The organism is Reinekea marina, from assembly GCF_030409715.1.
Classification (GTDB): Bacteria; Pseudomonadota; Gammaproteobacteria; order Pseudomonadales; family Natronospirillaceae; genus Reinekea; species Reinekea marina.
The window spans coordinates 595144-621003 of the sequence record NZ_JAUFQI010000001.1; the positions used below are offsets into that span (position 1 = coordinate 595144).

Annotated in this window: 28 protein-coding genes; 19 read left to right on the forward strand and 9 right to left on the reverse strand. The window is 44.7% G+C overall.

What is annotated here, in order from left to right:
• Positions 1-56: 56 nt before the first annotated feature.
• The gene (locus tag QWZ13_RS03225) at positions 57-1958 is read right to left on the reverse strand and encodes a hypothetical protein (protein WP_290280513.1); all 1902 of its coding nucleotides are present in this window, start codon (positions 1956-1958) and stop codon (positions 57-59) included.
• A gap of 67 nt (positions 1959-2025) precedes the next feature.
• Between QWZ13_RS03225 and QWZ13_RS03230 the strand changes: the two genes are divergently transcribed.
• A complete protein-coding gene (locus QWZ13_RS03230) occupies positions 2026-2148 on the forward strand; it encodes a hypothetical protein (RefSeq protein ID WP_290280514.1) in 123 nt (40 codons plus the stop codon).
• Between the two features lies 1 nt (position 2149).
• On the opposite strand, the gene QWZ13_RS03235 is transcribed toward QWZ13_RS03230, so the two are convergent.
• The gene (locus QWZ13_RS03235) at positions 2150-2821 is read right to left on the reverse strand and encodes an aldolase/citrate lyase/malate synthase family protein (protein ID WP_290280515.1); all 672 of its coding nucleotides are present in this window, start codon (positions 2819-2821) and stop codon (positions 2150-2152) included.
• An 88-nt stretch (positions 2822-2909) separates the two neighbouring features.
• On the opposite strand from QWZ13_RS03235, the gene QWZ13_RS03240 reads away from it, so the two are divergent.
• A complete protein-coding gene (locus tag QWZ13_RS03240; protein WP_290280516.1) occupies positions 2910-4436 on the forward strand; it encodes a DUF3612 domain-containing protein in 1527 nt (508 codons plus the stop codon).
• Between the two features lie 2 nt (positions 4437-4438).
• Here QWZ13_RS03240 and udk read toward each other — a convergent pair whose 3' ends face one another.
• Complete coding sequence (gene udk, locus QWZ13_RS03245) at positions 4439-5074, reverse strand: uridine kinase (RefSeq protein WP_290280517.1); 636 nt, start codon at positions 5072-5074, stop codon at positions 4439-4441.
• 441 nt (positions 5075-5515) lie between these two features.
• On the opposite strand from udk, the gene QWZ13_RS03250 reads away from it, so the two are divergent.
• The 4 genes from QWZ13_RS03250 to QWZ13_RS03265 all read left to right on the forward strand — a co-directional run bounded on the left by QWZ13_RS03250 (position 5516) and on the right by QWZ13_RS03265 (position 10345).
• Positions 5516-6679 (forward strand): phosphoglycerate kinase, encoded by a 1164-nt coding sequence (locus QWZ13_RS03250; RefSeq protein WP_290283260.1) that lies wholly within the window; start codon positions 5516-5518, stop codon positions 6677-6679.
• Between the two features lie 62 nt (positions 6680-6741).
• Positions 6742-7818 (forward strand): class II fructose-bisphosphate aldolase, encoded by a 1077-nt coding sequence (fbaA, locus tag QWZ13_RS03255; protein ID WP_290280518.1) that lies wholly within the window; start codon positions 6742-6744, stop codon positions 7816-7818.
• 199 nt (positions 7819-8017) lie between these two features.
• Positions 8018-9373 (forward strand): serine hydrolase domain-containing protein, encoded by a 1356-nt coding sequence (locus QWZ13_RS03260; protein WP_290280519.1) that lies wholly within the window; start codon positions 8018-8020, stop codon positions 9371-9373.
• 174 nt (positions 9374-9547) lie between these two features.
• Positions 9548-10345 carry a PEP-CTERM sorting domain-containing protein gene (locus tag QWZ13_RS03265; RefSeq protein ID WP_290280520.1) on the forward strand — a complete coding sequence of 266 codons (798 nt, stop codon included), beginning with the start codon at positions 9548-9550 and terminating at the stop codon, positions 10343-10345.
• Positions 10346-10413: 68 nt separating this feature from the next.
• Here the strand turns inward: QWZ13_RS03265 and QWZ13_RS03270 are convergent, their stop codons facing one another.
• Both QWZ13_RS03270 and QWZ13_RS03275 read right to left on the reverse strand, forming a co-directional pair.
• The gene (locus QWZ13_RS03270) at positions 10414-11079 is read right to left on the reverse strand and encodes a hypothetical protein (RefSeq protein WP_290280521.1); all 666 of its coding nucleotides are present in this window, start codon (positions 11077-11079) and stop codon (positions 10414-10416) included.
• A gap of 97 nt (positions 11080-11176) precedes the next feature.
• Complete coding sequence (locus QWZ13_RS03275; protein WP_216001717.1) at positions 11177-11416, reverse strand: accessory factor UbiK family protein; 240 nt, start codon at positions 11414-11416, stop codon at positions 11177-11179.
• 28 nt (positions 11417-11444) lie between these two features.
• Here QWZ13_RS03275 and QWZ13_RS03280 point away from each other — a divergent pair, with 28 nt between their 5' ends.
• The 3 genes from QWZ13_RS03280 (at position 11445) to QWZ13_RS03290 (ending at position 13334) form a co-directional block, all read left to right on the forward strand.
• Positions 11445-11678: a hypothetical protein gene (locus QWZ13_RS03280; RefSeq protein ID WP_290280522.1), complete on the forward strand. Its 234-nt coding sequence runs from the start codon at positions 11445-11447 to the stop codon at positions 11676-11678.
• Positions 11679-11750: 72 nt separating this feature from the next.
• The gene (locus tag QWZ13_RS03285; protein ID WP_216001718.1) at positions 11751-12089 is read left to right on the forward strand and encodes a P-II family nitrogen regulator; all 339 of its coding nucleotides are present in this window, start codon (positions 11751-11753) and stop codon (positions 12087-12089) included.
• A gap of 30 nt (positions 12090-12119) precedes the next feature.
• A complete protein-coding gene (locus QWZ13_RS03290) occupies positions 12120-13334 on the forward strand; it encodes an ammonium transporter (protein WP_377363277.1) in 1215 nt (404 codons plus the stop codon).
• A gap of 15 nt (positions 13335-13349) precedes the next feature.
• Here the strand turns inward: QWZ13_RS03290 and QWZ13_RS03295 are convergent, their stop codons facing one another.
• The gene (locus tag QWZ13_RS03295; protein ID WP_290280523.1) at positions 13350-13490 is read right to left on the reverse strand and encodes a hypothetical protein; all 141 of its coding nucleotides are present in this window, start codon (positions 13488-13490) and stop codon (positions 13350-13352) included.
• On the opposite strand from QWZ13_RS03295, the gene QWZ13_RS03300 reads away from it, so the two are divergent.
• Positions 13490-14383 (forward strand): LEA/WHy family protein, encoded by an 894-nt coding sequence (locus tag QWZ13_RS03300; protein ID WP_290280524.1) that lies wholly within the window; start codon positions 13490-13492, stop codon positions 14381-14383. The two genes, QWZ13_RS03295 and QWZ13_RS03300, sit on opposite strands and share 1 nt — an antisense overlap.
• Positions 14383-15411: an amino acid ABC transporter substrate-binding protein gene (locus tag QWZ13_RS03305; RefSeq protein ID WP_290280525.1), complete on the forward strand. Its 1029-nt coding sequence runs from the start codon at positions 14383-14385 to the stop codon at positions 15409-15411. Before QWZ13_RS03300 ends, QWZ13_RS03305 begins: the two co-directional genes overlap by 1 nt.
• 4 nt (positions 15412-15415) lie before the next feature.
• Here QWZ13_RS03305 and QWZ13_RS03310 read toward each other — a convergent pair whose 3' ends face one another.
• Both QWZ13_RS03310 and QWZ13_RS03315 read right to left on the reverse strand, forming a co-directional pair.
• On the reverse strand, positions 15416-15880 hold the full coding sequence (locus QWZ13_RS03310; RefSeq protein WP_216001721.1) for a C40 family peptidase: 465 nt from the start codon (positions 15878-15880) through the stop codon (positions 15416-15418).
• 149 nt (positions 15881-16029) lie between these two features.
• The gene (locus QWZ13_RS03315; protein ID WP_290280526.1) at positions 16030-16173 is read right to left on the reverse strand and encodes a hypothetical protein; all 144 of its coding nucleotides are present in this window, start codon (positions 16171-16173) and stop codon (positions 16030-16032) included.
• A 19-nt stretch (positions 16174-16192) separates the two neighbouring features.
• Here QWZ13_RS03315 and acs point away from each other — a divergent pair, with 19 nt between their 5' ends.
• The 8 genes from acs to QWZ13_RS03355 all read left to right on the forward strand — a co-directional run bounded on the left by acs (position 16193) and on the right by QWZ13_RS03355 (position 24925).
• Positions 16193-18136, forward strand: coding sequence for an acetate--CoA ligase (gene acs / locus QWZ13_RS03320; protein ID WP_290280527.1), 1944 nt, complete (start codon positions 16193-16195; stop codon positions 18134-18136).
• A 179-nt stretch (positions 18137-18315) separates the two neighbouring features.
• On the forward strand, positions 18316-18561 hold the full coding sequence (locus tag QWZ13_RS03325) for a hypothetical protein (RefSeq protein ID WP_290280528.1): 246 nt from the start codon (positions 18316-18318) through the stop codon (positions 18559-18561).
• Positions 18528-18785 carry a hypothetical protein gene (locus tag QWZ13_RS03330; RefSeq protein WP_290280529.1) on the forward strand — a complete coding sequence of 86 codons (258 nt, stop codon included), beginning with the start codon at positions 18528-18530 and terminating at the stop codon, positions 18783-18785. The genes QWZ13_RS03325 and QWZ13_RS03330 overlap by 34 nt, the downstream gene beginning before the upstream one ends.
• Positions 18786-18810: 25 nt before the next feature.
• Positions 18811-19020 (forward strand): DNA-directed RNA polymerase subunit omega, encoded by a 210-nt coding sequence (gene rpoZ / locus QWZ13_RS03335; protein ID WP_216001723.1) that lies wholly within the window; start codon positions 18811-18813, stop codon positions 19018-19020.
• A 140-nt stretch (positions 19021-19160) separates the two neighbouring features.
• Complete coding sequence (locus QWZ13_RS03340; protein ID WP_290280530.1) at positions 19161-21263, forward strand: RelA/SpoT family protein; 2103 nt, start codon at positions 19161-19163, stop codon at positions 21261-21263.
• Between the two features lie 120 nt (positions 21264-21383).
• Positions 21384-21890: a disulfide bond formation protein B gene (locus QWZ13_RS03345; RefSeq protein ID WP_290280531.1), complete on the forward strand. Its 507-nt coding sequence runs from the start codon at positions 21384-21386 to the stop codon at positions 21888-21890.
• 15 nt (positions 21891-21905) lie between these two features.
• Entirely contained in the window at positions 21906-23114 is a 1209-nt protein-coding gene (locus QWZ13_RS03350) for a hypothetical protein (protein WP_290280532.1), read from the forward strand.
• Between the two features lie 362 nt (positions 23115-23476).
• Positions 23477-24925 (forward strand): aspartate kinase, encoded by a 1449-nt coding sequence (locus QWZ13_RS03355; RefSeq protein ID WP_290280533.1) that lies wholly within the window; start codon positions 23477-23479, stop codon positions 24923-24925.
• Here the strand turns inward: QWZ13_RS03355 and QWZ13_RS03360 are convergent.
• Positions 24922-25824, reverse strand: a complete 903-nt coding sequence (locus QWZ13_RS03360) for a GGDEF domain-containing protein (RefSeq protein ID WP_290280534.1) — start codon at positions 25822-25824, stop codon at positions 24922-24924. The two genes, QWZ13_RS03355 and QWZ13_RS03360, sit on opposite strands and share 4 nt — an antisense overlap.
• Between the last annotated feature and the right edge of the window lie 36 nt (positions 25825-25860).

Here is a 25860-nt window from a genome sequence, read left to right on the forward strand (position 1 = left end):
TGGAAAAGTTCCCCTAGGGCGCTCGATGTCACCAGCGCCCATGAATCAAACCATTATTACTCGCTAGGTGTGGCCTGCTCGGCTTCGTCTGAGAGTGTTTTGGGCGCAAATATCTGACCAACGATGTAAGTCCAATAAATCGTTAAGAAAGAAAGCCAATAAGGATACAGGTTTTGAATTTCCTGTGCAGAAACATTAGCAATATCTTTACTAGGAGCCGTCAGCGCTAGCTGTTCTACTAGCTTTTTGTGTTCGCTGTTTAATAGCGGAAAGGCGGGTAAAGGCGCGATCTGCTCTAACCACTTCTGATGTAACTGAGTGAGTTTGTGATCTTTTGCGTTTTGTTGGTTCGCGTCGAGTAATTTGTTGTCGATATCCCAAATCTCTAGCTGCTGGGTTGCCTGCAGGGCTAAGTACAAAGCTTTAGCCATGGGAAATAGCTTATGCTGCTGAAAATCCTCTGGCCAAAAGTTTGCACTGGTGGCACGCCACTTCGCGATCAGCTTGGCGACGTCTTTCTCTTTTTTCGGTTTGGCATGCATTTTCAACGCGTTTTCAATTTTAACGCGCTGTGCATTAAGAACGTCTTGAGCCTGCTTGTTTAAAATGAGGCTATTGAGGGCATTTTTCTTTTTTGGTGCTTCTAAAGGTGGCACTAAGGTGACGGGTTTAATCAATTTGCTGTCGAAACGTTCTTGATGCGGGTAATAGCGTTGAAATTGCTGCCAAAGCCGCACGCCAGGAAGTGTAAAGAGTGGCTTGTTTTCACTGCGGTTAAACGATTTTTGGTAGCCCGACGTCGTTGAAAGTGCCCAAATAGATGGGGCTTCCATTCGAAACAGCGCTTGGATTTCGTCATCTTGCTTTGCGCTGGTGGCTTCTTTGGCTACCAATTGGTGCCAGTCTGAACCACGCACTCTTAAGGTTTTGCAAAACTCGACGAATTCTGGCCAATCGCGGTTCATTTGAGTGAATTTTTTATCTATACGACTTAAACGCAGTGATTCTTCATGCCCTACAACGTCTCTCGCAATTGCAAGCCCACGGTTGTATTGATGCTCATGCATTGGTAGAACCCAGTTATCGAGCAATACGGCCCAAGGTTTATATTGTCCTCGTAATGCTTGGTACCACTGTATAAATAGCCCCCAGGTTCGGTTATAAAAAGTGCTCGCACAGGGTGTCATTCTCATAGCGGTTAAACCCACAAACTGTTGCAAGTTTAAAGCTTCTAAAACGGGTAACCCTAGCTCTAAAGTGGCTTGTTTTTTCAGCCATTGCAGAGGCGACTGATGCACTCTAAGGACGGGGTTTTCGACCAATACAATTCTATTAAATATAGGGGCACCTAAAAAATGCGCCATTTCATTGCACAGTGACACCATTAATTCTTCGGTTTCATGGTCTAAATCGATGCCTTCTACTGTTTCGGGGCGAGGTCTAAGCCAAATGAGCGGAATAAAGAAAATAGAAGCGATCAGCAATTGAATAAGTGCCGCGCCTAATTGGCTCGTCCAAATGCTGAACGACAACAAAGGCATCAATAACAATAAGCCAATAAAGGGTAGCAATAAGTAGCAAACAACAGGAAAAGCGGCCAACACGAGTAAACTGATTTGAGTATCCAGTTCGTCATCGGCGTGCTTATATTTACTGGCAAAGTATTGCTCAATGCCACCATCCATCAAGTGTTTTCGTAAATCTTCTTGGTTGTTCTTTTGGTTCACGGCCAGCGCATGTGCTTTGATAATTAAACCAGATTGCGTCAACGACTTACCTAACTTAAGGGCTTCTTCTTTGGATAAATTGTCTTTTAATACGGTTCGTCGTTCGGCCATTAAGTCGGCCAGTTGAGCGTCGGTGAGCGCGAGATCGGTTTTTAATGTGTAACCCAGAGCCGTTTTATTGGTGTCGGGCTTGAAGCCCTCGAAAATCAGATGGTAGCGCGCCTGATCCATTGTGTTTTTTCCTCGATGCGATGTCGTCTGTGCGACTTATTTTTTTATGGCATCTAAATTACGCTAATTGACTGTCGAATCAAGCTTTTGCCGGTCAGGATGTGGGGCAGTTCATAAATCGAATGGGGATTGGAGCCATAACGAAAAAAGGCGAACCGAGAGAGGGTTTCGCCTTTTCTATAGAATCTAAATCAGTTGATGCGGTATTCGTTACCGTTTTTGTCGGTAAACTCTTTCGGACCCGTGCGGTAGTTGCAACGCGTTTGACCACGCTTGTCGGTCACCACTTGAGTATCGCTGCGCATTAGGCTAAACCATTGGCTTTGCTCATCGTTCGCCGCGGTAATATCGCGCTGAGACGTTTGTACCTGAATATCGTCGATACCCGCTTTGTCTTTTGAGCCAATAGTGCCTTTAGCATTGAATGTGATTTCAACGTGTGCACCTTCATCTTGTAAAACAATCGACTCCGGCTCGTCTTTATGTCCACTCATGGCCACAAACTGTGCTGGCTTGAGTAAGCCGGTTGTTGTGCCGTCTTCAAAGAAGGCGAGAACATGTTTAAAGTAAACAACATAGCTGCAAACATCGCTGTGAGAACCCTTCGCTAATGGGAAGCGGTTATCTAAGAAGCGCTTTGAGTATTCGGTCAATTGCGCGGTGCGTTGTTGGTTGAGCTCACCAATTAAAGATACTTCTTCGTCAATGAACGTATCGAAGCTATTGTTTTTAAGTGCTGTTGTCATTTTATGTTCTCTCTCTCGTTGTTTTTGCGTTAGACCAAGACAATGGCTTGTTCCTTGATCCGATAACTGGCAGTCTAGTGAAGTTAAGATTAAAATTTCACAAAAGAAATTACACATTGTGAATTTTACAATTTCACTTTTTGACAAATTGCGAAAAAAGCGTGAAAACGCTCTGATATCGCGGGGTTGTTAATTTGGAGGCACTGTGAAGAAAAATCTCATTCGACAATCGCACTTTTTAGGCACCAAAATACGCAACCTTAGAAAGCGAAATAATTTGACCATGGAAGACTTATCCGCGCGCTGTATCCGCCATGAGCCTGATTCAGCACCCTCGGTTTCTTATTTGTCGATGATCGAACGCGGAAAGAGAGTCCCAAGTATAGAAATGCTTGAAACCATTGCGCTGGTGTTTCAAAAACCGGTGGAGTGGTTTTTAGATGATTCGCCCGTTGAAAATGAAATCACCCCCAACAAAGGCAGTCGGGGAGGTATCAGTGGTATGGCGTTGGAGCCAGGCTTTTTGTTTTCTAACGACATTTTACAAATTGCTATCCCAGAAATGCTGTCGCAGACGGGTGTGTCGGGCCGACAGTTTGCACACTTATTGATTCGCGCGTACCAAGAACATCATCAAAACCATTTCCCCGATCTAGAACGTGCTGCAGAAGAGATTGGTCAAAAGCAAATGCCAATCAGTGCCGAAGAGCTCATGCGCTTAGCGAAAAAACAAGGGCTGAAGATTCGCTGGTTTGATAAACCGCCTATGGGCGCTATAGATGAGTTGGGCGTTTATTCAAAAAATATTGTCTCTTCCTATATAGAAGCTCCGAACACTCTTTATTTGAATGAATTGTTAAAGCTGTACCCAACTCGATTAAAGTACGAACTGGCCACACATATCGGACACAGTGTGCTGCACAATCAAGACAGCTTAAAAAGCGTGATGACGATTGGCGGGAACCACGGAGCCAACTTCAACAAAGAAGGGGTTGTAAAAAGGCAAAGTGCGAATGTTGAAGCGCAAGACATTCTGCAAGCCTGGCGAGATTTCGAATCGAGCTTCTTTGCGGGTGCATTGTTATGCCCAAAAGTTCCTTTTAGACAATTGCTCGATCGAACCGGCTATGAAATTGAAAGCCATTTGCAAGTTGGGGTGTCGGCTTCTGTCGCTATGCGCCGTATGACGGCCGTGTCACCTTATTCGCATTGGCATTATTTTGATGCATATTCTCCGGGTAAGTTAAAGGCTGTGTATCGTGGCAACGGCATCCCTTTACCCTGGGGGAACATGCGAGAAGTTGAAGACCCTTGTCAGCATTGGGCGGTGTTCCGCAAAATTAATGAAGAAAGTGACGCACCTTCTGCGCAGCTCTCTATTTTAGAAACCAATGGTGAGCCTAGAATTTATGTATGCGAATCGGTTCGAGTTGCCGACATGGCTGGGAATAAACATGTTTTGTGCGCAGGGATCGATTTAAACCCAGCCATCAGTGCTCAAGGCGGTGACGCGGTGGCCATGGCCGAGGAGTTGCGTGATAAGTGCAGCACCAACAATGGTTTGTCGGGTGTGCCGAGAAAAATGAAGAAAGATTTAGCCAGTGTGGCGAAAATATTGAATATTAATTGGGTCGACCGAGCTATAAATACCGATGCTAAGCTTATTTGCCCAAGAGGCAACACCTGCCCGCGCAACCCAAGTTGCTACGGACGATGCAGTGAAAAGGGGTAAGGTTATTTAGACAGCATTTGGATGATGCGCGCTTTGACCATTTCGATGACGACGCGGTTTTTACCGCCACGCGGAACGATGATGTCGGCGTATTGTTTCGAGGGTTGCACAAATTCCATAAACATAGGTCTTACCGTGCGTTTGTATTGCTCGATCACTGAATCGACGGTTCGGCCTCGTTCTTCGATGTCTCGTTTTAAGCGACGTAATAGGCAAATATCTAAATCGGTATCCATAAATACCTTTGCATCAAGGCGTTTTCGGATTGCTTTGTCATTTAGCAACAAAATACCCTCAACAATGACCACTCGTGCAGGGGCCAACGTGGTGGTTTTATCGGACCGATTGTGCACGGTATAGTCGTAAACAGGCACTTCGATGGTTTGTTGCTTGGCTAATGCATCGAGGTGGCTAATTAATAAGTCATGGTCAAAGGCGTTTGGGTGATCGTAGTTTATTTGCTCGCGCTCTTTAAACGTTAAGTCACTTCGTTCTTTATAATAGCTGTCTTCTTTGATGATGGTCACGGCCTCTGTGCCCATTTCGGCGGCTAGCTCGCTGTGAATTGTTTGAGCTAATAAGCTTTTACCTGAAGCAGATGCGCCTGCAATACCAATGAAAATAGATGACTCGTTCATAGAGGCCTTTTAAAAGTGTGTCTTTGGGCTATGGTTATCAGTTTATAGGCCATACAGAGCAAATAAACTGAGATTATTGGGTTGCTACTAGAAAAGATATATTCGAAAATTTCCGCAATTTACCGTTAATTACTTGGCCTTTAAGTCAGCTTTCGAGGCATTTTGGAGCAAATATAACCATTACGGATGTTAGGTTTAGCTCGGCAATTATTTTTTAAATGTTTCATGGTAAAAAATATGAGCCGCTAAAACCGTTACATTTCTAGTAGATAGCCTAATTTTAGAAGGTTTTCGCGCGTTTGTCGCTGAAATTCATCAGAAAGGTTTGCGGTTTACTGTCAACATTTTTGTAAGAAAACTACATTTCGGGTGATAAATGGTCAGGTTCTCGCTACAATGTCCGCCGTTTCTGATTCTAATTATGACAAAAAGGTAAAACCCATGTCTGTTATAAAGATGTCCGATTTGGATCTTGCTGGTAAGCGAGTACTTATTCGCCAAGATCTCAATGTTCCGCTAAACGACGCCGGTGAAGTTACTTCCGATAAGCGCATTACGGCTTCATTACCAACCATTAAAATGGCGTTGGAGAAAGGCGCGAAGGTAATGATTATGTCGCACCTAGGTCGACCTACCGAAGGCGAATATGAAGAAAAGTACTCGTTAGCGCCAGTTGCGAAGTACATGGGTAATTTATTAGGGCAAGACATCCCGTTAGTAAAAGATTGGTTGAACGGTGTCGATAGTGATGCCGATGTGGTTATTCTTGAAAACGTCCGTTTTAACAAAGGCGAGAAAAAGAACGATGATGCCTTAGCAAAACAAATGGCTGAGCTATGCGATGTGTATGTGATGGATGCATTTGGTACCGCACACAGAGCCCAAGCCTCAACACACGGCGTTGCTAAATTTGCCCCCGTTGCATGCGCTGGGCCTTTACTAGCAGGCGAGCTCGAAGCATTGGCCAAGGCCATGGATAAACCCGCACGCCCAATGGTGGCGATTGTTGGTGGCTCAAAGGTTTCAACCAAACTGACGGTTTTAGAGAGCTTATCTAAAGTTTGTGATCAGCTCATCGTTGGTGGAGGAATTTCTAATACCTTCGTGGCGGCTCGCGGCTACAATGTGGGCAAGTCTTTGTGTGAGACAGATTTAATTCCACAAGCTCAAAAATTGATGTCTGAGCTGGATATTCCAGAAGCAATCGATGTAAGAACGGCGCAAGAATTTTCAGAAAAAGCTGTAGCGACCATTAAGCGTGTTGACCAGGTAACCGATGATGAGGAAATTCTCGATTTGGGCCCTGAAACAGAAGCGCGTTATGCCGAAGTGATTAAAAACGCCAAAACCATTTTGTGGAATGGTCCAGCGGGTGTATTTGAGTTTGATAACTTTGACAAAGGCACTAGAGCTATTGCCGAAGCGATTGCAGCCAGCGATGCGTTTTCGGTTGTCGGTGGCGGAGATTGTATTGCGGCCATTCAGAAATTTGATATGGAAGACCAATTCTCTTACATCTCAACAGGCGGTGGAGCATTTTTAGAGTTTGTTGAAGGTAAGAAACTACCCGCAGTAGAAATACTTGAGCAGCGCGCTGCGCAATAAAATTCTTAAATGAAGGTGAGATTCGATCACCTTCAAAACCCAGAAAATAAAAAGGGCATATTATGACAAAGATTCTAGACGTAGTTAAACCAGGAGTTGTTTCTGGCGATGACTTACAAAAAATATTCGAAATCGCTAAGAAAGAAAAATTTGCACTGCCAGCGGTAAACGTTGTGAATTCTGATTCTGTGAACGCGGTAATCGAAGCTGCAGCTAAAGTTAACTCGCCTGTTATCGTTCAGTTCTCTAACGGCGGTGCTGGTTTTTATGCTGGTAAAGGGCTTAAGTTAAGCGGTCAAGAAGCGCAGATTAAAGGTGCTGTAGCCGGTGCGAAATATGTTCATGCTGCGGCAGAAATGTATGGCATTCCGGTTATTTTACATACAGACCACGCGGCTAAGAAATTATTGCCTTGGATCGATGGGTTGTTAGATGCGGGTGAGCAACACTTTGCTGAAACCGGTAAACCATTATTCTCTTCTCATATGTTAGATCTTTCTGAAGAGCCAATCGAAGAAAACCTAGAAATCTGTGCAGAGTACTTAAAGCGCATGGATAAAATGGGTATGACCATTGAGATTGAATTGGGCATCACCGGCGGCGAAGAAGATGGTGTAGATAACAGCGATGTTGATACCGCTGACCTATACACCAAGCCAGAAGAAGTGGCCTATGCTTACGAACAGCTCATTGCCGTTTCGCCTCGTTTCACCATAGCGGCCTCCTTCGGTAACGTACACGGTGTTTATAAGCCAGGCAATGTTAAATTAACGCCTTCTATCTTGGATGAGTCGCAAAAATACTGCTCTGCTAAATTTGGTTTGCCAGACAATGCATTGAACTTTGTATTCCACGGCGGTTCTGGTTCTACAGCTGAAGAAATTAAAGAGTCTATTAGCTACGGTGTTATCAAGATGAACATCGATACCGATACTCAGTGGGCAACTTGGAATGGCGTGCGTGAGTACGAAGCCAAGAACCACGATTACCTACAAGGGCAGATCGGCAACCCTGAAGGTGAAGACTCTCCAAACAAGAAATACTATGATCCACGTGTTTGGTTGCGCGCAGGTCAGGTAGGTATGGTAGAGCGCCTAGAGCAAGCGTTTAGAGAGCTAAATGCTATAGACCGAAACTAGTCTGTACCGTTAAAAAAAACCGAGCTATGCTCGGTTTTTTTATGCCCGAAATACAGAGCGGTTTTACTGAATTAAATCTGAGTAAACGGCTCTAAATGGATGGATTGGTTCAGTTTCATCATTAAAAGCTTTCTCTAGTATTAAAGCCTGCAAACAAAATGATAAAGTGGCTTATATAAAAATAAAAAGGTCTGTAAGAATGAAAAAGTGGTTTGTTAGATTATCAGTCAGTATCTCGCTTTTAATAGCGATACTATTAGCCGTTGCATACTGGGGGTTAGGCTATTCGCCGGTGTATTTAGTGAATGCGCCTTCCGTTGCCACGGGCATCGGCGCTAAACTCGCGTGCTCGGCAAAATACGTCTCAGGGTTTGACGAGAAAAAAATCGCCGCCGACATCAAAGTGTACTCGCCAATTTTATCGCTACTGAATTACGAATATAACCAAGACAATAGGCTTGTAGTGGCCGCCTTAGGGCCGTTTGCGCGCAGCGCTTCTTATCATGAGGGTGTTGGTTGTTATTTAGATTACAACAAACATGATCCTAGAAAATCGATCGCATTTGATCCTATCATTGCTCCGCAAGCAGCATGGCCAAAAGGCAATGTGGTTTTTACGATTGATCCAGACATTCAATCAAAGCTCGACAGATTACTCGAAAAAGACAATCAAGCTGAGCACGATACGCGTGCATTACTGGTCGTAAAAGATGGAAAAGTCATTGCTGAATCTTATGCGGCGGGTATCGACGAAAATACGCCTCTGTTGGGTTGGTCGATGACCAAAAGCATTAATGCATTGTTGATCGGACAGCTCGAAATGAATGGGATGTTGAACGTTGAAGATAACCAGTTGTTTCCAAGTTGGACCGATGAGCGCAAAGACATTCAGTTAAAGCACCTATTAACGATGACCGATGGCTTAGCCTATGAAGAGGAATACGACCCGGGTCAAATAGCTACCAAAATGTTATTCCAATCGGAAGATACCGCAGGCTTTTTGGAACAAGTAAAAACAAGACATAAGCCTGGAACGCATTACCAATATTCTTCTGGCTCTGCGAACTTACTTTCAGCGCTGGTGCATGAAAAATTGCCAGGTAATAATGCTCAAGATTTTAATACGTTAGTCGATCAATTTTTTAGACCACTGCGAATGTCGTCAGTCACCTTTGAAACCGATGCACAAGGGTTGGTAATGGGCAGCTCTTACCTATTCGCCAGTGCCCGCGATTGGGCAAAAGTAGGTTTGCTGATGCTGAATAAAGGCAAGTTAAACGGGCAACGCCTTGTCACCGAGCAATGGGTTGCGCAATCGTTATTACCTAACTCTTCAGCCAATAAAGCCTCTTATGGATACCAGTGGTGGCTGAATAAAGGCGATGCCACTAAACGTTGGCCAAGCCTTGCCGAAAACGTTTACGCCGCAATGGGAAACCGCGAACAAAGGGTGATGGTGATTCCAGATGAGAACCTTGTCATTGTGCGTTTAGGCTGGTCGAAAAGTGACTACACCGATGATGAGAACTTCTCTGAAATTGTGAGTTGGTTTTAGCGTTGTCGAATAACCTTACATAAAAGTTTGAGTTGCGTAAGAGTGTGTCGAATATCTTTACACTGATAGCTTTACTTTGTGACAACCCCCACACTTTACGGGGGTTTTGAGGTTGGCATGATTATTGATATAGAAACCTATGCAAAACTCACTGAACATTATTAAGGTTTAAAGATGAACAGCAAATGGATTAAAGGATTAGTTGCGGCCAGCACGCTAGGATTAGCGTTACAAGCAAACGCCGGCATGTTTGGAACGGATGTAACCATTAGTGATAAGAACCATTCTGGAACTAATTGGTGGAGTGATCGAGAAGACCAGGAAGTTGAGCCTGGCATGGTTGCTAATCAAGTTTGGGATTTAGAGGGTACCTTTGTAGATGGTAACGTTTTAACTTTAGTTGGCGGTTACGATTTCGTTAACGGCGAAGGTGAAGGCAATGGCCATTTCGATTCTGGTGATTTGTTTTTGTCTACTGGTACACCATTGTACGGCGATATTCACCGCGGTGGTTCTAACGGTAACCTTTCAGAGAAAAACAAATACGGCTATAACTACGTACTAGACTTGGATTTCACAACAGGCTCTTTCGATATTCTTGCTATCGATGAAGATACTGATGTTTTGGGTGCTTGGTACCAGCAAAACGAAGGCTCTAGCCCTTGGCGATATGAAGATGGCGGCAAGAAAGTAGGTTCAGGCTCTTTGTCTGTGCAGTCGGGCTTGACTGACCGTGAAACTGGCTTCGCAGGTGGTGATCACTACGCTATGAGCCTAGATTTAACCGAACTTTATGCGCAATTAGGTGAATCGACTACTTTCTACAGCCATTTCACTATGGGTTGTGGTAACGATAACCTAATGGGTAATTGGACAGTAGTACCAGAGCCAGCAACCTTTGCTTTATTCGGCATGGGCGTTTTCGGCTTGTTAATCGCTCGTCGTAAAGGTGGCTCTGCTGCCGTCGCTTAAATCTTCTCAAGAAGGTTCGCGTATAAAAAAACCGGCTTAGGCCGGTTTTTTTATGGTTAAACTATTTACTAAAGAGATCCAAACTGAAAGCTGATATGAACACCAGGCTTCGACAGATCGGCTGCAGATAAGCCAGTGATATCTGGGTCTGTGGTTAAACGGTAGCTAGCTCCTATACCCACTTCCATAAAGTCTGTTACGTTAATCTCTATTTGAGAGGTCAGTTCAGTGACTAAAAAGCTGCCTAGCTCTTCTGGATTATTTGCATTACGTGAATCGATGACCGAAGCACCACCCGCACCGAGCATTAAAAACGTATCCACATGAATTAACGCTTCAGGGTTATAGGTGTAACCAACCATCAAGCCGCCATAGCCCATCTCTAGCTGAGTATTTACACCCCAGCTGATTTCATTGACTAAGCCGTAACCGCCGCCGCCAATCATTATAGAGTGCTTTCCAGTGGTAAAGGTTGCTCCACCCATGCCCCCTAACTCGAATGTTTCAGTGTTTTTGATTTGACTGGCCTTAAAAACTGGCCCGCCGAAACCACCGATTCGAGCGTTTTCAACATCTATTAGCGTATCCTTTGCCATTGCGGCACCACTGAGGGCAACAGTGAGTGTTAACACACTTAGCCCTAGTGATTTATTAATAAAAGTCATGGCTGAGCTCCTTAGCATGAGTAAACGTAGCGCATTGTATTCCGTTCTAAATGAATGAAGGCTGAACATTGAACCTTGATTTGTTCTTTAGCTTAACGGATAACGCTTATCTTTATAGTGTCAGAGGTCATTTCGCTTTTAAATGGCAGCCGTGATTGTATGAATATTATGAGTTTTCTAAATCATTTAATTGTTGTTGCAATTGATCAAGTTGTGCACGCGTATTTTCTAGAATGCGTTGCTGCACTTCGAACTCTTCGCGGCTTACAACATCGAGCTTGGTCACCTGCTGTTGGATCAAGGCTTTAATATTTTCCTGGATGTCCTGTTTTACCTGCTTACCTTGGCTTAATGCTTCATTGATTTGCTGGACCAGTTGTTCAATTGCGTCGTTCGGTAATTTCATGGAATGCCCCATTTATTGTGTCTAAAAAGTGAATGCGCCAAAACAGGTCATGCTAATTAATCACCCTGTATTACGACGTGTTTTTGCATTGTTTTGGTGCGCACTAGTTTACCTTATATTTCAAATCGGCTGTAAGTTATTGATATTAAAGGCTTGTGTGAGTTGGCATGCTGTTCGCTATAGAGACAGTATGCAAACCTTCGCAGTGTTCTGCAATCGTGCTTTGCAATGTAACCAGTATATTCCTGGAGCGACTAGGTGAACAAGGTCTCCCCTAGTCGCTCCGATAAAATAACCACAGATAAGAAGATGTGGCAAAAATTGGAGCAGCGTTATGAAATTGGTCTCAGCAATAATTAAGCCGTTTAAATTGGATGATGTTCGAGAAGTGTTATCCGAAATCGGCGTTCAAGGTATAACCGTCACTGAAGTGAAAGGGTTCGGTCGACAGAAAGGGCATACAGAATTGTATCGCGGTGCAGAATACGTCGTTGATTTTCTCCCTAAATTAAAAGTAGAAGTTGTGATTCCTGATGACATCGTAGATCAAGCGATCGATGTGATAACCAATGCCGCAAATACTGGAAAAATTGGTGATGGCAAAATTTTCATTTCACCGATTGAACAAGCGGTTCGTATACGCACCGGTGAAACGGGTCATGAAGCCATTTAAGAAATCAAATAAGAATCCTGGAGAGTCATTATGAATGAAGTTTTTGAATTACAGTATGCATTGGACACTTTTTACTTTTTAGTGTGTGGTGCACTGGTTATGTGGATGGCAGCGGGCTTCTCTATGTTAGAAGCTGGCTTGGTAAGATCAAAAAATACCACGGAAATTTTGACGAAAAACGTCGCACTTTTCGCAATCTCATGTTTTATGTATTTAGTATGCGGTTACGCAATTATGTATCCGGAGCTCGGAAATACATTCTTGTCGGGCATTACCGGTAATGGCGTAGAAGGCGGTGATACCTATGCTCCTTCGGCTGATTTCTTTTTCCAAGTAGTGTTCGTTGCAACCGCAATGTCAATTGTATCGGGTGCTGTAGCCGAGCGAATGAAGCTCTGGGCGTTCTTGGCCTTTGCCGTAGTGATGACTGGCTTCATTTACCCAATGGAAGGTAACTGGACTTGGGGTGGTGAAGCTGTCTTTGGGCTTTATGAACTAAACTTCACCGACTTTGCAGGGTCAGGCATTGTGCACATGGCGGGTGCCGCAGCCGCGCTTGCAGGCGTTCTTTTATTAGGGCCTCGTAAGGGCAAATATGGCGCTAATGGTGAAGTGAATGCTATACCAGGTGCCAACTTACCCATGGCTACTTTAGGTACATTTATTCTTTGGATGGGTTGGTTTGGCTTTAACGGCGGATCTGTGTTGCAAACCTCTACGGTTGATACCGCAAACTCTGTAGCTGTTGTGTTCTTAAACACCAATGCTGCTGCAGCCGGTGGTGCGATTGCCGCATTGATTTTAGCTCGAGTCTTGTTTAAGAAAGCGGATTTAACCATGGTGTTAAACGGTGCATTAGCGGGTTTAGTGACCATAACGGCAAGTCCTGATTCTCCAACACCTATATTAGCGACTTTATTTGGTGCGATGGGTGGTGTGCTTGTAGTGTTCAGCATTCTGACTTTAGACAAATTTAAGATTGATGACCCAGTTGGTGCCATTTCAGTACACGGTGTATGTGGCCTGCTGGGGTTAATGTTAGTACCACTGACTACCGACGCGACTTTCCTTGGTCAATTAGGTGGCGCGTTAACTATTTTCGTATGGGTCTTCACGGCGTCGCTCATTGTGTGGGCTATTTTGAAAGCTACCATGGGTATTCGAGTTACCGAAGAAGAAGAATACGAAGGGGTCGATATAGCTGAGTGTGGTATGGAAGCATACCCTGAATTTAACAAAAGTTAATTTCAAAACTTATAACTATAAAAGCACAACCCCTGGGTGCCATTCGGCACCCTTTTTTGTGTTCGTATGTTTAACATCCCCTTCAATTGAGCGGCTAAAATAGACTAAAGTGAAGGGATTGATAAACGGTTGCTGAACATAAAAAGGTCCATCCATTGACGAGCAGAAGATTGCCTGACACTCTAATTGCGTTATCGAATAGGATCGTAAAGATGAAACATGTACTTACCCTAATTATGGGCGTTCTTTTATCGAGCTGCGCAAACTTGAGTTTAAACGATGTGTATCGTGCGCCAACGTTTGAATATCAACAGACTCAAATTACGTCATTAGATTGGTCTTCGCTCAAGGGCACTACGGTGATTAAAATTCGCAATTCAAACCCGTACAGCCTTCCAGTTACCGACATTGACATAGAAATATGGCTTGAGGGACAACCTTGGTTAACGTTAGACCATAAGTCCTTACAAACAATTCCTGCTTCTAGTTCGATAGATTTAGCGTTAGATTGGGGTTTTGTTTATCAAGAAATACTGTCTCAAGCCAACAGTGCTTATACCCGAGGCGAGGCGGATTTTAGTGTGCGCATAAAGCCTACTCTGAATGTGCCGCTGCTGGGCCCGCAGTCGCTCAGTTGGCAAGAAAGCTTCACCCTGCCGGTGCCGAAGCTTCCAAAAGTGTCCTTAAACCGTTGGCAAATTGATAGTTTCTCATTCACAAGCATTGACATGTCTTTTGGGTTTAAAATTGAAAACCCTAATGTTTTTTCGTTATCAGGCGATGACTTAGGCTTAACTTTATTAAGAGAAGGGCGCGCATTAACGAATATTGGTGCTCCTAGCCTGAACTTAAATGCAAAAGAAGATACCAACTTTACCAGCACCGTTTCGCTTTCTCTGTTAGATGTTGGTAAAACCGTGTTTGATGGATTAAAAGAAAAGCGTTGGCCTGATGGGCTCGACATAGAATGGCGTGGAAAACTATTTAGTAAAGACTTGGGAATGGACCTACCAAGCATTCAATCGCTAAACGTAGGTGGGTTAGATTAATGAAAAAAACAATAAAGACGACTGTGAAAACGCTGCTCTCAAGCGGCTTTTTGATTGCGTTAGCAAGTCTGACGGCTGCGTCAACACTCAACGATGTTCGCAAGGCGGGACACATCAAATGTGGGGTTTCGACGGGCATTCCGGGTTTTTCGAACCCAGATCGCTTGGGTAACTGGACGGGCCTCGATGTCGATGTTTGCCGTGCGTTAGCCGCGGCTGTATTGGGAGATGCGGATCGTGTTCGCTATATTCCTTTAACGCCGGGAGATCGCTTTAACGCACTGCAATCCGAGGAGATCGATGTACTGTCTCGGGTAACCACTTGGACGCACAGTCGAGATACCACCTTAGATATAATATTTGCGGGTGTATCGTTCTATGATGGCCAAGGTTTTATGGTTCAGGCAGCCTCGGGTGTTACATCGATTTCAGAATTAAAAGGCGCGGCTATTTGTGTACAATCAGGTACGACCTCGGCTCAAAATCTTGCAGATTACTTCCGCGAAGTGTCATTAAGTTACCAACCCGTTACGTTCTCGTCTTCTGATCAAGCATTTAATGCCTTCAAAGCAGGAGGCTGTAATGCCGTGACTGCGGATTTATCTCAGTTATATGCGCAGCGCACTAAACTGGAAGACCCAAGCAGTGCCTCTATTATCAAAGAGGTGATCTCTAAAGAGCCGCTGGGCCCTGCGGTTCGTCAAGATGACATGCAATGGTACAACATTGTTAAGTGGACATTATTCGCATTAGTCAATGCGGAAGAGCTAGGCGTAAACAGCAATAATGTTGATGAAATGAAAAAGTCGAAAAAGCCTGTGATTCAACGAATGCTAGGCGTTAATTCCGATACCGGTGCACCAATGGGTTTGGAATCAGATTGGGCGTACCGAGTGATCAAGCAAGTGGGTAATTACCAAGAAATTTTTGATCGGAACGTAGGTAAAGACTCGCCTCTTAAAATAGAGCGAGGGTTAAACTCGCTGTGGAATAACGGTGGTATTTTGTTTGCACCGCCTTTGATTTAGTGGGTTAATTTATACGTCGAGCTTGGATGTATCGATTCGCCCAGTAGTCATTTGCTAAGCTCGATTCTATAACGCCTTTAGACGTGGATGCATGAATAAAGGCGTTTTGACCTACATAAATACCGGCATGTAACTGCTTTGCACCGGTTTTAAAAAAGACAAGATCACCTTCGCGCAATTGATCTCTGCGCACCACCTGACCTGATTTAATGAGCTGCTCTGTCGTTCTTGGAAGAGATTGATTGCGTGCTTCTAAAAATGCGACGTTGATAAACCCAGAGCAATCAAAACCACCTTTTCCGGTGCCACCATAACGATAAGGTGTGCCTTGGTATTTTTCATAAACGGAATCAAACGTCCCTTGAGCCATGACTGGTTGAGATGCCTTGGGGGAGTTTTCGAGCGCTTGGAAATTTGCGCAAGCGGTCAGTGACACCGCAATGGAAAGTAGCAAAAAAAAGTTACGCATGACATGGCTCGCAAATGGATACTGTTGTTAGTTGTAGCAAAATTTTGATCAGGTTGCTAAGTTAACCACTGTTTTAATGTTTAATAACACGACTCGAACACATTTTTGTGCTGTTTTTGCCTTTACCTGTCAATCGTTGACTAGGTGATTTATTGCATATGAAACTGGGAATGAAGATATCGACCTTTAAGCCAAATAAGGCGGACTAAAATATTAAAAAATAAACTAAGGTCGAATGGTTTAAATTGAAAATCTGCGCAAAATAACCTGACTTGTTTTAAACACCCACACAAAAATAATCTAGGGGGTAAAATGTCTGAATCACTCTATCTTGTACCAGAAAGTGCAAAGGCTCGCACGAGCATGACCAACGATCGTTATTTAGAAATGTATCAACAATCCATTGAAGATAATGAAGGGTTTTGGAATGAACACGGCAAGCGACTCACTTGGTCAAAGCCTTACACGCAAGTAAAGGACGTCAGTTATGATCAAGCCGATCATCGAATTCGATGGTATGCCGATGGCGAACTTAATGTTTCTTACAACTGCATTGATCGCCACTTAGAAACTAAAGCCGATCACACGGCGATAATATTTGAAGGCGATGATCCTAACGAATCAAAGCATATCAGTTATCAAGAGCTACACACTCAGGTGTGTAAAATGGCAAACGTCTTGAAATCATTAGGTGCGAAAAAAGGCGATCGTATTACCTTATATATGCCAATGATTCCAGAAGCTGCCTACGCCATGTTAGCTTGTACTCGTATTGGCGCGGTTCACTCTATTGTATTCGGGGGCTTTTCGCCTGAAGCCTTGGCAGGTCGAATCATTGATTGCGACTCCAATATTGTTATTACCGCAGATGAGGGTGTGCGCGGGCAAAAAAGTATTCCGCTGAAAGCCAATGTAGATAAAGCATTGGCCATAGATGGTACTCATTGTGTCGAGTCGGTGTTAGTCGTCAAAAGAACCGGCGGCGATATAGCATGGCATGAGCCGAGAGATGTTTGGTATCACGACCGATTTGAAAGCGTTGATACTCTGTGTGCGCCAGAACCGATGAACGCAGAAGACCCTCTATTCATTTTGTATACCTCTGGTTCAACCGGTACACCTAAAGGAGTGTTGCATACCACAGGGGGTTACCTTGTTTATGCCTCGATGACTCATGAATATGTGTTCGATTACCAAGATGGCGATATTTACTGGTGTACGGCCGATGTTGGCTGGGTAACAGGTCACAGTTATATTGTTTATGGACCGCTCGCCAATGGTGCAACGACATTGATGTTCGAAGGCGTTCCAAACTACCCTGGCCCAAATCGCTTTGCGCAAATTGTAGATAAGCACCAGGTAAATGTGCTCTACACCGCGCCTACTGCAATTCGAGCGCTGATGGCGACCGGTGGTAAGGCGACCGAAGGAGCAAACCTATCCTCTTTACGATTATTAGGGTCGGTCGGTGAACCCATTAACCCGGAAGCTTGGGAGTGGTATTACAAGGAATTTGGTCGCAGTGAATGCCCGATTGTTGATACTTGGTGGCAAACTGAAACAGGCGGAATACTCATTACGCCGTTGCCCGGCGCTACGGATTTAAAACCAGGGTCAGCAACTCGGCCATTTTTTGGTGTGAAGCCAGCGCTGGTCGATAGTGTAGGCCGTGAGCTTGAAGGCGCGGTTGAAGGCAACTTGGTTTTGCTGGATAGCTGGCCTGGACAGATGCGAACGGTATATGGCGATCACGATCGCTTTATTCAAACGTATTTCAGCACCTATCCTGGAACCTATTTTTCTGGTGACGGAGCTCGCCGTGATGAAGATGGGTATTACTGGATTACGGGTCGAGTGGACGATGTGTTAAATGTTTCAGGCCACCGATTAGGCACCGCCGAGATAGAAAGTGCGCTGGTGGCTCATCCGGCCGTTTCAGAGGCCGCCGTTGTTGGTTACCCTCATGATATAAAAGGCCAAGGCATTTACGTCTATGTGAGTCCAATGGCCGGCGTAATGCCGACAGACGAGCTAACCAAAGAGCTTAAAGATTGGTTACGCCAAGAAATAGGACCCATAGCCACGCCAGATCTGATTCAGTGGGCAGAAGGCTTGCCTAAAACACGCTCTGGTAAAATTATGCGTCGAATTCTGCGTAAAATTGCCGCCAATGAGTTTGAATCGTTGGGTGACACCTCAACCCTAGCAGACCCATCGGTAGTGGATATACTGATCGAAGAGCGCGAAAACCGTTAGAGGTACTTCATAGAATTATCGCGCCTCCACTTCAACCCACAAGCTCCTACTTTAATTCTCAGGTAGGAGCTTTCGAAGCAACGCGAAGACGCGATTGTTCTACTGTTGTGACTTACCCGCAGCCCGTAGCTCGCAGCCCAGAACCGACCTTACCCGCCTTGGCGGCGTGTTTCGCTTTCATGGGTCGCTATTCGCGCATCCTGCGCCGCTTAACTTCGCCATCCATGGCTCAGATACCCATTCCAGCGAAACTCACCGCCAAAGCTAATCATCAGCGCCAAGACAAAGTAGGAGCTTTCGAAGCAACGCGAAGACGCGATTGTTCTAGTGTTTTGACCTTACCCGCAGCCCAAAACCGACCTTACCCGCCTTGGCGGCGTGTTTCGCTTCCATGGGTCGCTGTTCGCGCATCCTGCGCCGCTTAACTTCGCCATCCATGGCTCAGATACCCACTCCAGCGAAATCCACCACCAAAACCAACCTTAAAGTGGAAAGCGCGAAGCAACGATTGTTTAAGTGTTTTGACTTAACCCGCAGCACGCGGCCCGTAGCTCGCAGCCCAGAACCGACCCAAAACCGAATTAATATCAAAAACCGAACGTTAATCCTTGTGCTGGCGGTCGATTTGCGTACAATTGCTCGGCTGTGAAACACGCCCAATTTAGGAGAACACCATGGCTCGCGTTACAGTTGAAGATTGCCTAGACAAGGTTGATAACCGATTCGAACTTATTATGGTCGCGAGTAAGCGTGCTCGTCAGATCGCGAACGAAGGTTTTGAAGCCCTAGTTGAGGAAGAGAACGATAAGCCAACGGTGATTGCGCTTCGTGAAATTGCAGAAGGCAAAATCAACGCCTCTTTGCTGGATGTTCAAGAAGACTAGTTTCTAGGTTGTTGCCACACTTCTTTTAAAAAGCCGAGTCGTACTCGGCTTTTTTTATTTTTACGCTTTACTATTGCCGTTTTCGTACTGAAGGTTACACTTTAGGTACGTTTACTAACATTGTATTGAGTTGATCTGCTTTGCCCACAGTCCATGATCTTGCTATTCGATTAGAGTCTTATTTGTCGCCTGAAAAAATCGCTCGGGTGAAACGTGCCTATTTTTACGCGGAGCAAGCGCATGAAGGGCAAATGCGCCGTAGCGGAGAACGCTACATTACTCATCCTTTGGCCGTGGCCAATATCCTTTCTGAAATGCACATGGATCATCACAGTTTGATGGCGGCTATGTTGCACGATGTGATCGAAGATACAGCGGTTTCAAAAGCGGCAATTGCAGAGCAATTTGGTGAAGGTGTTGCTGAGCTAGTCGATGGTGTTTCAAAACTGACCCATTTAGAGTTTGAGAGTAAATTAGAGGAACAGGCCGAAAACTTTCAGAAAATGGTTCTGGCGATGTCAAAAGACATCCGTGTGATTCTCGTTAAACTGGCTGATCGCTTGCACAATATGCGTACTATGGGAGCAATGCCGCCTGAAAAGAAACGGCGCAAGTCTCGTGAAACACTTGAAATTTATGCGCCTATTGCCCTGCGCTTGGGTATCAATGATTTAAGGGTTGAGCTCGAAAACCTTGCTTTTGACAACATGTACCCGTTGCGATCTCGTCGAATAAAATCGGCGATGAAGAAGCAACTTGGCAGTCGCAAGGCCAGCATCGAAAATATTCAAGAGGCGTTGACCCAGCGCTTAACCGATGAAGGCATCGATGCACTTGTCACTGGCCGGCAAAAACACCTCTATTCTATTTATAATAAAATGCGGGAAAAACGGAAATCGCTGAATGAAATTTTAGATGTATATGCCTTTCGCATCACAACCGATTCCGTCGACTCTTGCTACCGCATCTTAGGTGTCATACATAACTTTTATAAACCCATTCCCAACCGTTTCAAAGATTACATCGCTGTCCCCAAAACCAATGGTTACCAAAGTTTGCACACAACGCTTATCGCGGCCAATGGTGTGCCGATTGAAATTCAGATCCGAACAAATGAAATGGAAGAAATGGCCAATTATGGTATTGCGGCTCATTGGCTTTATAAAACCGACGAAACACAAAGTACGCAAACCCATGCACGAGCACGCCGGTGGGTTAAGAACCTGCTAGAGATGCAAGAGCGAGCGGGCGATTCGATGGAGTTTATTGAAAACGTCAAAATCGATTTGTTTCCTGATGAAATCTACGTGTTTACGCCGAAAGGTGAAATCATGGAAATGGCAAAAGGCGCTACGCCGGTCGACTTTGCCTATGCCGTTCATACCGATGTGGGGAACACTTGTGTCGGTTGTTTGATTAATCGAAAGTTAGCTCCGTTAAGCCAACCTTTAAGCAGTGGCGATTCAATTAAAATCATCAGTGCACCGGGGGCTAAGCCAAATCCAGCTTGGTTGAACTTTGTAACTACGGCTAAAGCGCGCAGTAACATTCGTCATTTCTTAACAAATATTGAGCAAAAAGAAGCCTTAGCGTTAGGTAAGAAAATGCTCGATAACCAGCTACACAGTTTTGATAAAAGCTGGGGAGACTTCAGCGAACAACAAATTGATTCTGTTTTAGAAGGCTTTGGCCTTCAAACGCTCGAGCAGTTGTACGAAGATATTGGAACAGGGCATCGTGCTGTTTATATTGTTGCGCGTCGCTTAATGGAGTTGGTTGCAGATAAAGCCGTGGGCAATGACCATTCTTCGATGACGATTAAAGGCACAGAAGGGCTCTTAATCCAGTACGGTAAATGCTGTCGTCCTATTCCGGGTGACGCCATTGTCGGAGTTATGTCTAAGGGCCAGGGCATGGTTGTGCATATTGAATCGTGTCGGAACATCGCTGAAATAAGGTACAACACCGAAAGGTGCGTTCCCTTACATTGGGATAAATCAATGGAAGGCGAATTCATGGTCGACCTGCGTGTAGACTTACGAAACTCCCGTGGCGTACTGGCCAGTGTTGCGAATGCCGTTTCTTTGGCCGATGCAAACATTGAGAGCATTCAAATGATGGACATCGATGCTACGACGTCGCGGTTAGATTTAACGGTATCCGTCACGAGCCGAGTTCACCTTGCCCGCGTCATACGTCGACTGCACGGATTATCGTCGGTCGCAAAAATTGAGCGCAAATAACACCTCAAGATTTCGTAAACTCAATTAAAAGCCCGTTATTTACCTGATAACGTGCGTTGAGTCAGCGTGTATTCAGTTTTACCCTGCCAAACTAAACTAATTATTAAACGAGTGAGTAGAATGAAAGTATTCAAGCATTTTGTACAATCACCTCTTTATTGGATCGCGGTTGTAGCGGTCGGCTTTGGTTTAGAAGGCGTCGCACTCTTTTATCAACATGTTCTTAATGAACCGCCCTGTGTGCTGTGCATTCAGGCGCGTGTATGGACGTTAGTGGGTATTATTGTGGCGGGTTTAGGCTTGACCGTTCGTAAATTCTTTTATGCTCGAATCTTGGCTCACCTAGCGCTAATCGGTGCGTTGATTGGCTTGTTAAATCGCAGTTGGATAGCATTGTTAGTAGAGCGTGGTCAATACGACGGGCAGTGTGGCATGGACCCTGGTTTTCCAACTTGGTTGCCATTGGACTCTTGGTTCCCGAACGTTTTCGAAGTGTGGACAATGTGCGGCTATACACCCAACCTCATCGCTGGGCTCAGCATGGGAGAAGGGTTGGTTTACGGTGTGTCAGTACTTATTGTTATCGCCGTAGCCGCGTTGGTTGTCGATATTCTTAATCGCAAATAATAAAAGGTAATCGCTATGAATAAGGGGTTTATTGTCGGTACGCTGGCCTCAACAGTGTTGGCTACGGTTCAGGCTCAAACGCTCGAAGCCGATTGGCTTTATGCGTCACCTTCAGGCACATGGGTAGAGCGCTCAGTGACACTGAATTCAAATACTACGGCGCTTAGATTCCCGGTAGAAAATATGAATCCGGCTCTTTTTTGGTGGCACTCAGACGATGCTTCAGCACAAGTCAGTTGGCAATCGAGCTACAACCGTAATTGGCCAAAGCAAGGTGATGTGGCGACCAGTGAAGATTTTCAAGGCGAATGGACAGTCGATCAAGTTTTGGCAAATACCATCGTGTTATCGCAAAGCGATGCACGCCGGTACTGGCCCATGACCCAGTTGCATCGTTTGCAATGGCCGGCCAGTTCTTCAGAGTCAAATTTCGAAATGACGATACGTCGCGAATCCAGTAAAACCAGTGATTTCTCATACGCTTGGCAAGATTACAACATTCGTGCCGCGGTTAACTACCGAATCGCTATGGACGAAGATCCTGTACTGCATCAGACGCTTATTTTAACAAATGATAGCCCTTATGACATTGAATCGAATGGCTATAGCTTTTCTATGACCGAGCAACCAGTAGCCGTGATGCATGAAATGGTGAGCCGAATGGATGCTGCCGTTTCTGCCCCTGTGGCGTCGCAAAGCCAAGGCGTTGCCACTTTAGTGAGCGATCAAGTTGTGACTTTACAAGCTAACAGCAATGTTTGGTTGCCGGTAACCTCACTTGAATTGCAACCACTTGAAAAACGCTATTCATTGAATTGGGATACGCGCATGCAAGGGCTTCAACAAGCCAACAGTCAAGTTAAGTTGGTGGCAAAAAAAGGGTCACTGCCGACCATCGCCGGCCCAATTACCTTGGGCGTTTTTGACCAGCAACTGCCAGTTTTAAATTCACAGTATCAGCCAGGTTCTGCTCAAGAGGCGACTTTGTCGTTAGGCCAATCGTCTTTGGTGACGGTAGAATCGAAAATGGTCGGTGAGAATCAATGGCAACTCTCGGTTCACAATCGAACGGACGAAAACGCGACCTTAGATTTAATGATCACGCATTGGAATGGGAATCGCTCCGAAAAAATTCCAATGGAAATTGAGATAAAAGCCCAAAGTAATAAGAAGGTTGAAGTAAATATGGGTGTAGGCGGTAAAATTAGAATCGATAAGAAATGATAACAGGGCGCCGGGTGTCGTTGCCTACAAAGTGCATACGACAGCCAGCCCGCGCGCCCTTTTTGGGGAAGTCCCCATCACAGGTGTCCCACTTACATTCTCATTGGAGACACTGATGAAGATAGTCGTAAAACCTTAAAAATACAGTCATCGTTACAAAATGCCACACGATTAAATTCGACCACTGCTATGAACACAGTTCATGGTCAAATTCGATATAATTTTGACACCTATTTATATTTTTCAATACCATCTTGTGAAAAACGCGATACCTATTTGTGATTAAACAATTGTTATTGTGTTTAAAAACCTTAAACTTCTGTCGGTTTATCATTGGCAACGTTCAAAAAGGAACAGACTAAATGGCGCTCCACACGGTAGAAAAAATCGGCGGTACTTCTATGAGTAATTATCCTGCAGTTCGGGATAATATTATCCAAATTAGCCGAAAACCTGCCGACATGTATCAGCGAATTTTTGTCGTTTCGGCTTATGGTGGATTAACGAATAAGTTGCTGGAGCATAAAAAAAATAGAGAACCGGGTGTTTACGGTTTATTCGCCAATAATGATTCTGATTGGCAATGGAGTGAAGCGTTAACCGACACGGCCAAAGCCATGCGTGAAATCAATGCTTCTTTGTTTTCTGCCCCTCACATGCTGAAACAAGCCGATCAGTTTATCACTGAACGCATGGAAGGGATTCGCTCGTGCTTGCTCGATTTACAGCGAGTTTGCTCTTATGGGCACTTTCAAATAAACGAACATTTAGCGACTGTGCGTGAAATGTTAGCTGGTGTTGGCGAAGCGCATTCGGCATTTAACACCGCCTTATTATTGCAAGCAGAAGGCATCAATGCCCGCTTTGTTGATTTAACAGGTTGGCGGGAGCCCGATAACCTGAAGTTTGCCGATAAAATTGCTGCCGTGTTCGCACGTTACGATTTAAGCTGCGAAATGCCGATTGTCACTGGCTATACCCAATGCAAAGAAGGTTTAATGCAAACATTTGATCGAGGTTATTCTGAAATTACCTTCAGTAAAATCGCCGAAGTCACCGATGCAAGAGAAGCAGTCATTCATAAAGAATACCACTTATCGACGGCCGATCCTGTTGTTGTTGGCGAGCATAATGTAAACCCAATTGGGCGCACCAATTATGATGTTGCAGACCAATTGTCATTGATTGGTATGGAAGCAATACACCCTAAAGCGGCTAAAGGGCTGAGAAAAAAGAATATCGCTTTACGAATTAAAAACACATTTGAACCTGAACACGATGGCACTTTGATCACAAATGATTATCGCAGTGAAACGCCGCGCGTTGAAATAATTGCCGGGATTCCAAACGTTTATGCTTTTAATGTTTTTGATCAAGACATGGTGGGTGAGCCGCAGCAACTGTTAGAAATTCAACGCTTAGTGCAAGAGTTTAATATTCCATTACTGGCCAAGGAGCACAACGCCAATACGGTTACCTTTTATTTAGATACAGGCCTAAAAGTCATTAAACGAATTCAAGCCAGAATTGAGCGCCACTTTCCTAATGCGAAAATGAACAGTCGTAAGGTTGCTATGGTGTCTGTGATAGGCTCAGATTTAAACGTAACCGGCATTTTAGCTCGGCTTTCAACTAGCTTGGCCGAAAAGGACATAAACGTTATGGCCATTTACCAGAGCATTCGTCAGGTGGATGTGCGTATTGTTGTCGCAGAAGACCACTATGAAGGGGCGATCGCTGCATTGCATCATGCGTTGATCGAACAACAAAACACCAATGCTAACCCTAACCCAGCCTTGGCGGCGAGTTAAACTAAGTCACCGCACACCTGATTACGACCTGCGTTTTTCGCCATTGTTAAACGCTGGTCGGTTTCAAACAATAATTGCTCAATACTGCTATTGCGTTGCCAAGTATGAACGCCCGCACTGACCGTAATGGGGCTTGGACATTCTTCCCATTTCAATTCGGATACTTGTTGTCTCAAGCGATCCAAGGTCACCACCGCATCCATCATGGCCGTCTCCGGCATTAAGACTAAGAATTCTTCACCACCGTAGCGAGAGCAAAAATCGGTTTCTCGGAGCGCGCCTTTTAGTGTTAAGGCAATGCGTGCTATGACCGTGTCCCCGAAGTTTTGGCCATAGGTGTCGTTAATACGCTTAAAATTATCTATATCTATCAATGCAATGGTGAATTGACTGCCATAGCGTTTGCCGTGTTTATGCATGTCTTCCATTCGCTCAAGCGCATTGTGCCGGTTGCTGAGACCGGTAATAGGGTCGCGTAAACTGGCTTGGTTGGTTTGACGTTGCAATTGGGTAAAGCTAGAAGCCAGTTTATTGATATTACAAAACACCAACATGTGCGCTGGACGCCCTTGCCAGTGAGTAGCATCGCATTGTGCACTCAGCCAAATAGATTGGTGTTGCGATTCAACTTTGATAGGGGTGGCATTCGCTTTAAATAAGTCTAACGCTGTTAAGGGTTGAGCATTTAAGTCTTTCAGGTGAATAGACTTTTCTGTTAGCCAAGTATCACTGAGTTCAACATTATGTAAGGAATCTACGCCTAACCATTGGCTGGCTAAGCTGTTCCACTGAATAATACGGTTACTTTCATCAACCAAAACAATCCCTAACTGCACATCGTCAATAGCGTTAAGCAAGGTGCTGGTTGAGCTCTGCGGTTGGTAGTTTTTGATCATCATTAAATCCTTTTTGTCGACACCACTAGTATAGCTTAT

Bases quoted from the DNA above. Each gene is read 5' to 3' on its own strand.
- QWZ13_RS03225 (WP_290280513.1), bottom strand. From the start codon at position 1,958: ATGGATCAGGCGCGCTACCATCTGATTTTCGAGGGCTTCAAGCCCGAC.
- QWZ13_RS03235 (WP_290280515.1), bottom strand. From the start codon at position 2,821: ATGTGTAATTTCTTTTGTGAAATTTTAATCTTAACTTCACTAGACTGC.
- udk (WP_290280517.1), bottom strand. From the start codon at position 5,074: ATGAACGAGTCATCTATTTTCATTGGTATTGCAGGCGCATCTGCTTCA.
- QWZ13_RS03250 (WP_290283260.1), top strand. From the start codon at position 5,516: ATGTCTGTTATAAAGATGTCCGATTTGGATCTTGCTGGTAAGCGAGTA.
- fbaA (WP_290280518.1), top strand. From the start codon at position 6,742: ATGACAAAGATTCTAGACGTAGTTAAACCAGGAGTTGTTTCTGGCGAT.
- QWZ13_RS03260 (WP_290280519.1), top strand. From the start codon at position 8,018: ATGAAAAAGTGGTTTGTTAGATTATCAGTCAGTATCTCGCTTTTAATA.
- QWZ13_RS03265 (WP_290280520.1), top strand. From the start codon at position 9,548: ATGAACAGCAAATGGATTAAAGGATTAGTTGCGGCCAGCACGCTAGGA.
- QWZ13_RS03270 (WP_290280521.1), bottom strand. From the start codon at position 11,079: ATGTTCAGCCTTCATTCATTTAGAACGGAATACAATGCGCTACGTTTA.
- QWZ13_RS03275 (WP_216001717.1), bottom strand. From the start codon at position 11,416: ATGAAATTACCGAACGACGCAATTGAACAACTGGTCCAGCAAATCAAT.
- QWZ13_RS03285 (WP_216001718.1), top strand. From the start codon at position 11,751: ATGAAATTGGTCTCAGCAATAATTAAGCCGTTTAAATTGGATGATGTT.
- QWZ13_RS03290 (WP_377363277.1), top strand. From the start codon at position 12,120: ATGAATGAAGTTTTTGAATTACAGTATGCATTGGACACTTTTTACTTT.
- QWZ13_RS03295 (WP_290280523.1), bottom strand. From the start codon at position 13,490: ATGGATGGACCTTTTTATGTTCAGCAACCGTTTATCAATCCCTTCACT.
- QWZ13_RS03305 (WP_290280525.1), top strand. From the start codon at position 14,383: ATGAAAAAAACAATAAAGACGACTGTGAAAACGCTGCTCTCAAGCGGC.
- QWZ13_RS03310 (WP_216001721.1), bottom strand. From the start codon at position 15,880: ATGCGTAACTTTTTTTTGCTACTTTCCATTGCGGTGTCACTGACCGCT.
- acs (WP_290280527.1), top strand. From the start codon at position 16,193: ATGTCTGAATCACTCTATCTTGTACCAGAAAGTGCAAAGGCTCGCACG.
- QWZ13_RS03325 (WP_290280528.1), top strand. From the start codon at position 18,316: ATGGGTCGCTATTCGCGCATCCTGCGCCGCTTAACTTCGCCATCCATG.
- QWZ13_RS03330 (WP_290280529.1), top strand. From the start codon at position 18,528: ATGGGTCGCTGTTCGCGCATCCTGCGCCGCTTAACTTCGCCATCCATG.
- rpoZ (WP_216001723.1), top strand. From the start codon at position 18,811: ATGGCTCGCGTTACAGTTGAAGATTGCCTAGACAAGGTTGATAACCGA.
- QWZ13_RS03345 (WP_290280531.1), top strand. From the start codon at position 21,384: ATGAAAGTATTCAAGCATTTTGTACAATCACCTCTTTATTGGATCGCG.
- QWZ13_RS03350 (WP_290280532.1), top strand. From the start codon at position 21,906: ATGAATAAGGGGTTTATTGTCGGTACGCTGGCCTCAACAGTGTTGGCT.
- QWZ13_RS03355 (WP_290280533.1), top strand. From the start codon at position 23,477: ATGGCGCTCCACACGGTAGAAAAAATCGGCGGTACTTCTATGAGTAAT.
- QWZ13_RS03360 (WP_290280534.1), bottom strand. From the start codon at position 25,824: ATGATGATCAAAAACTACCAACCGCAGAGCTCAACCAGCACCTTGCTT.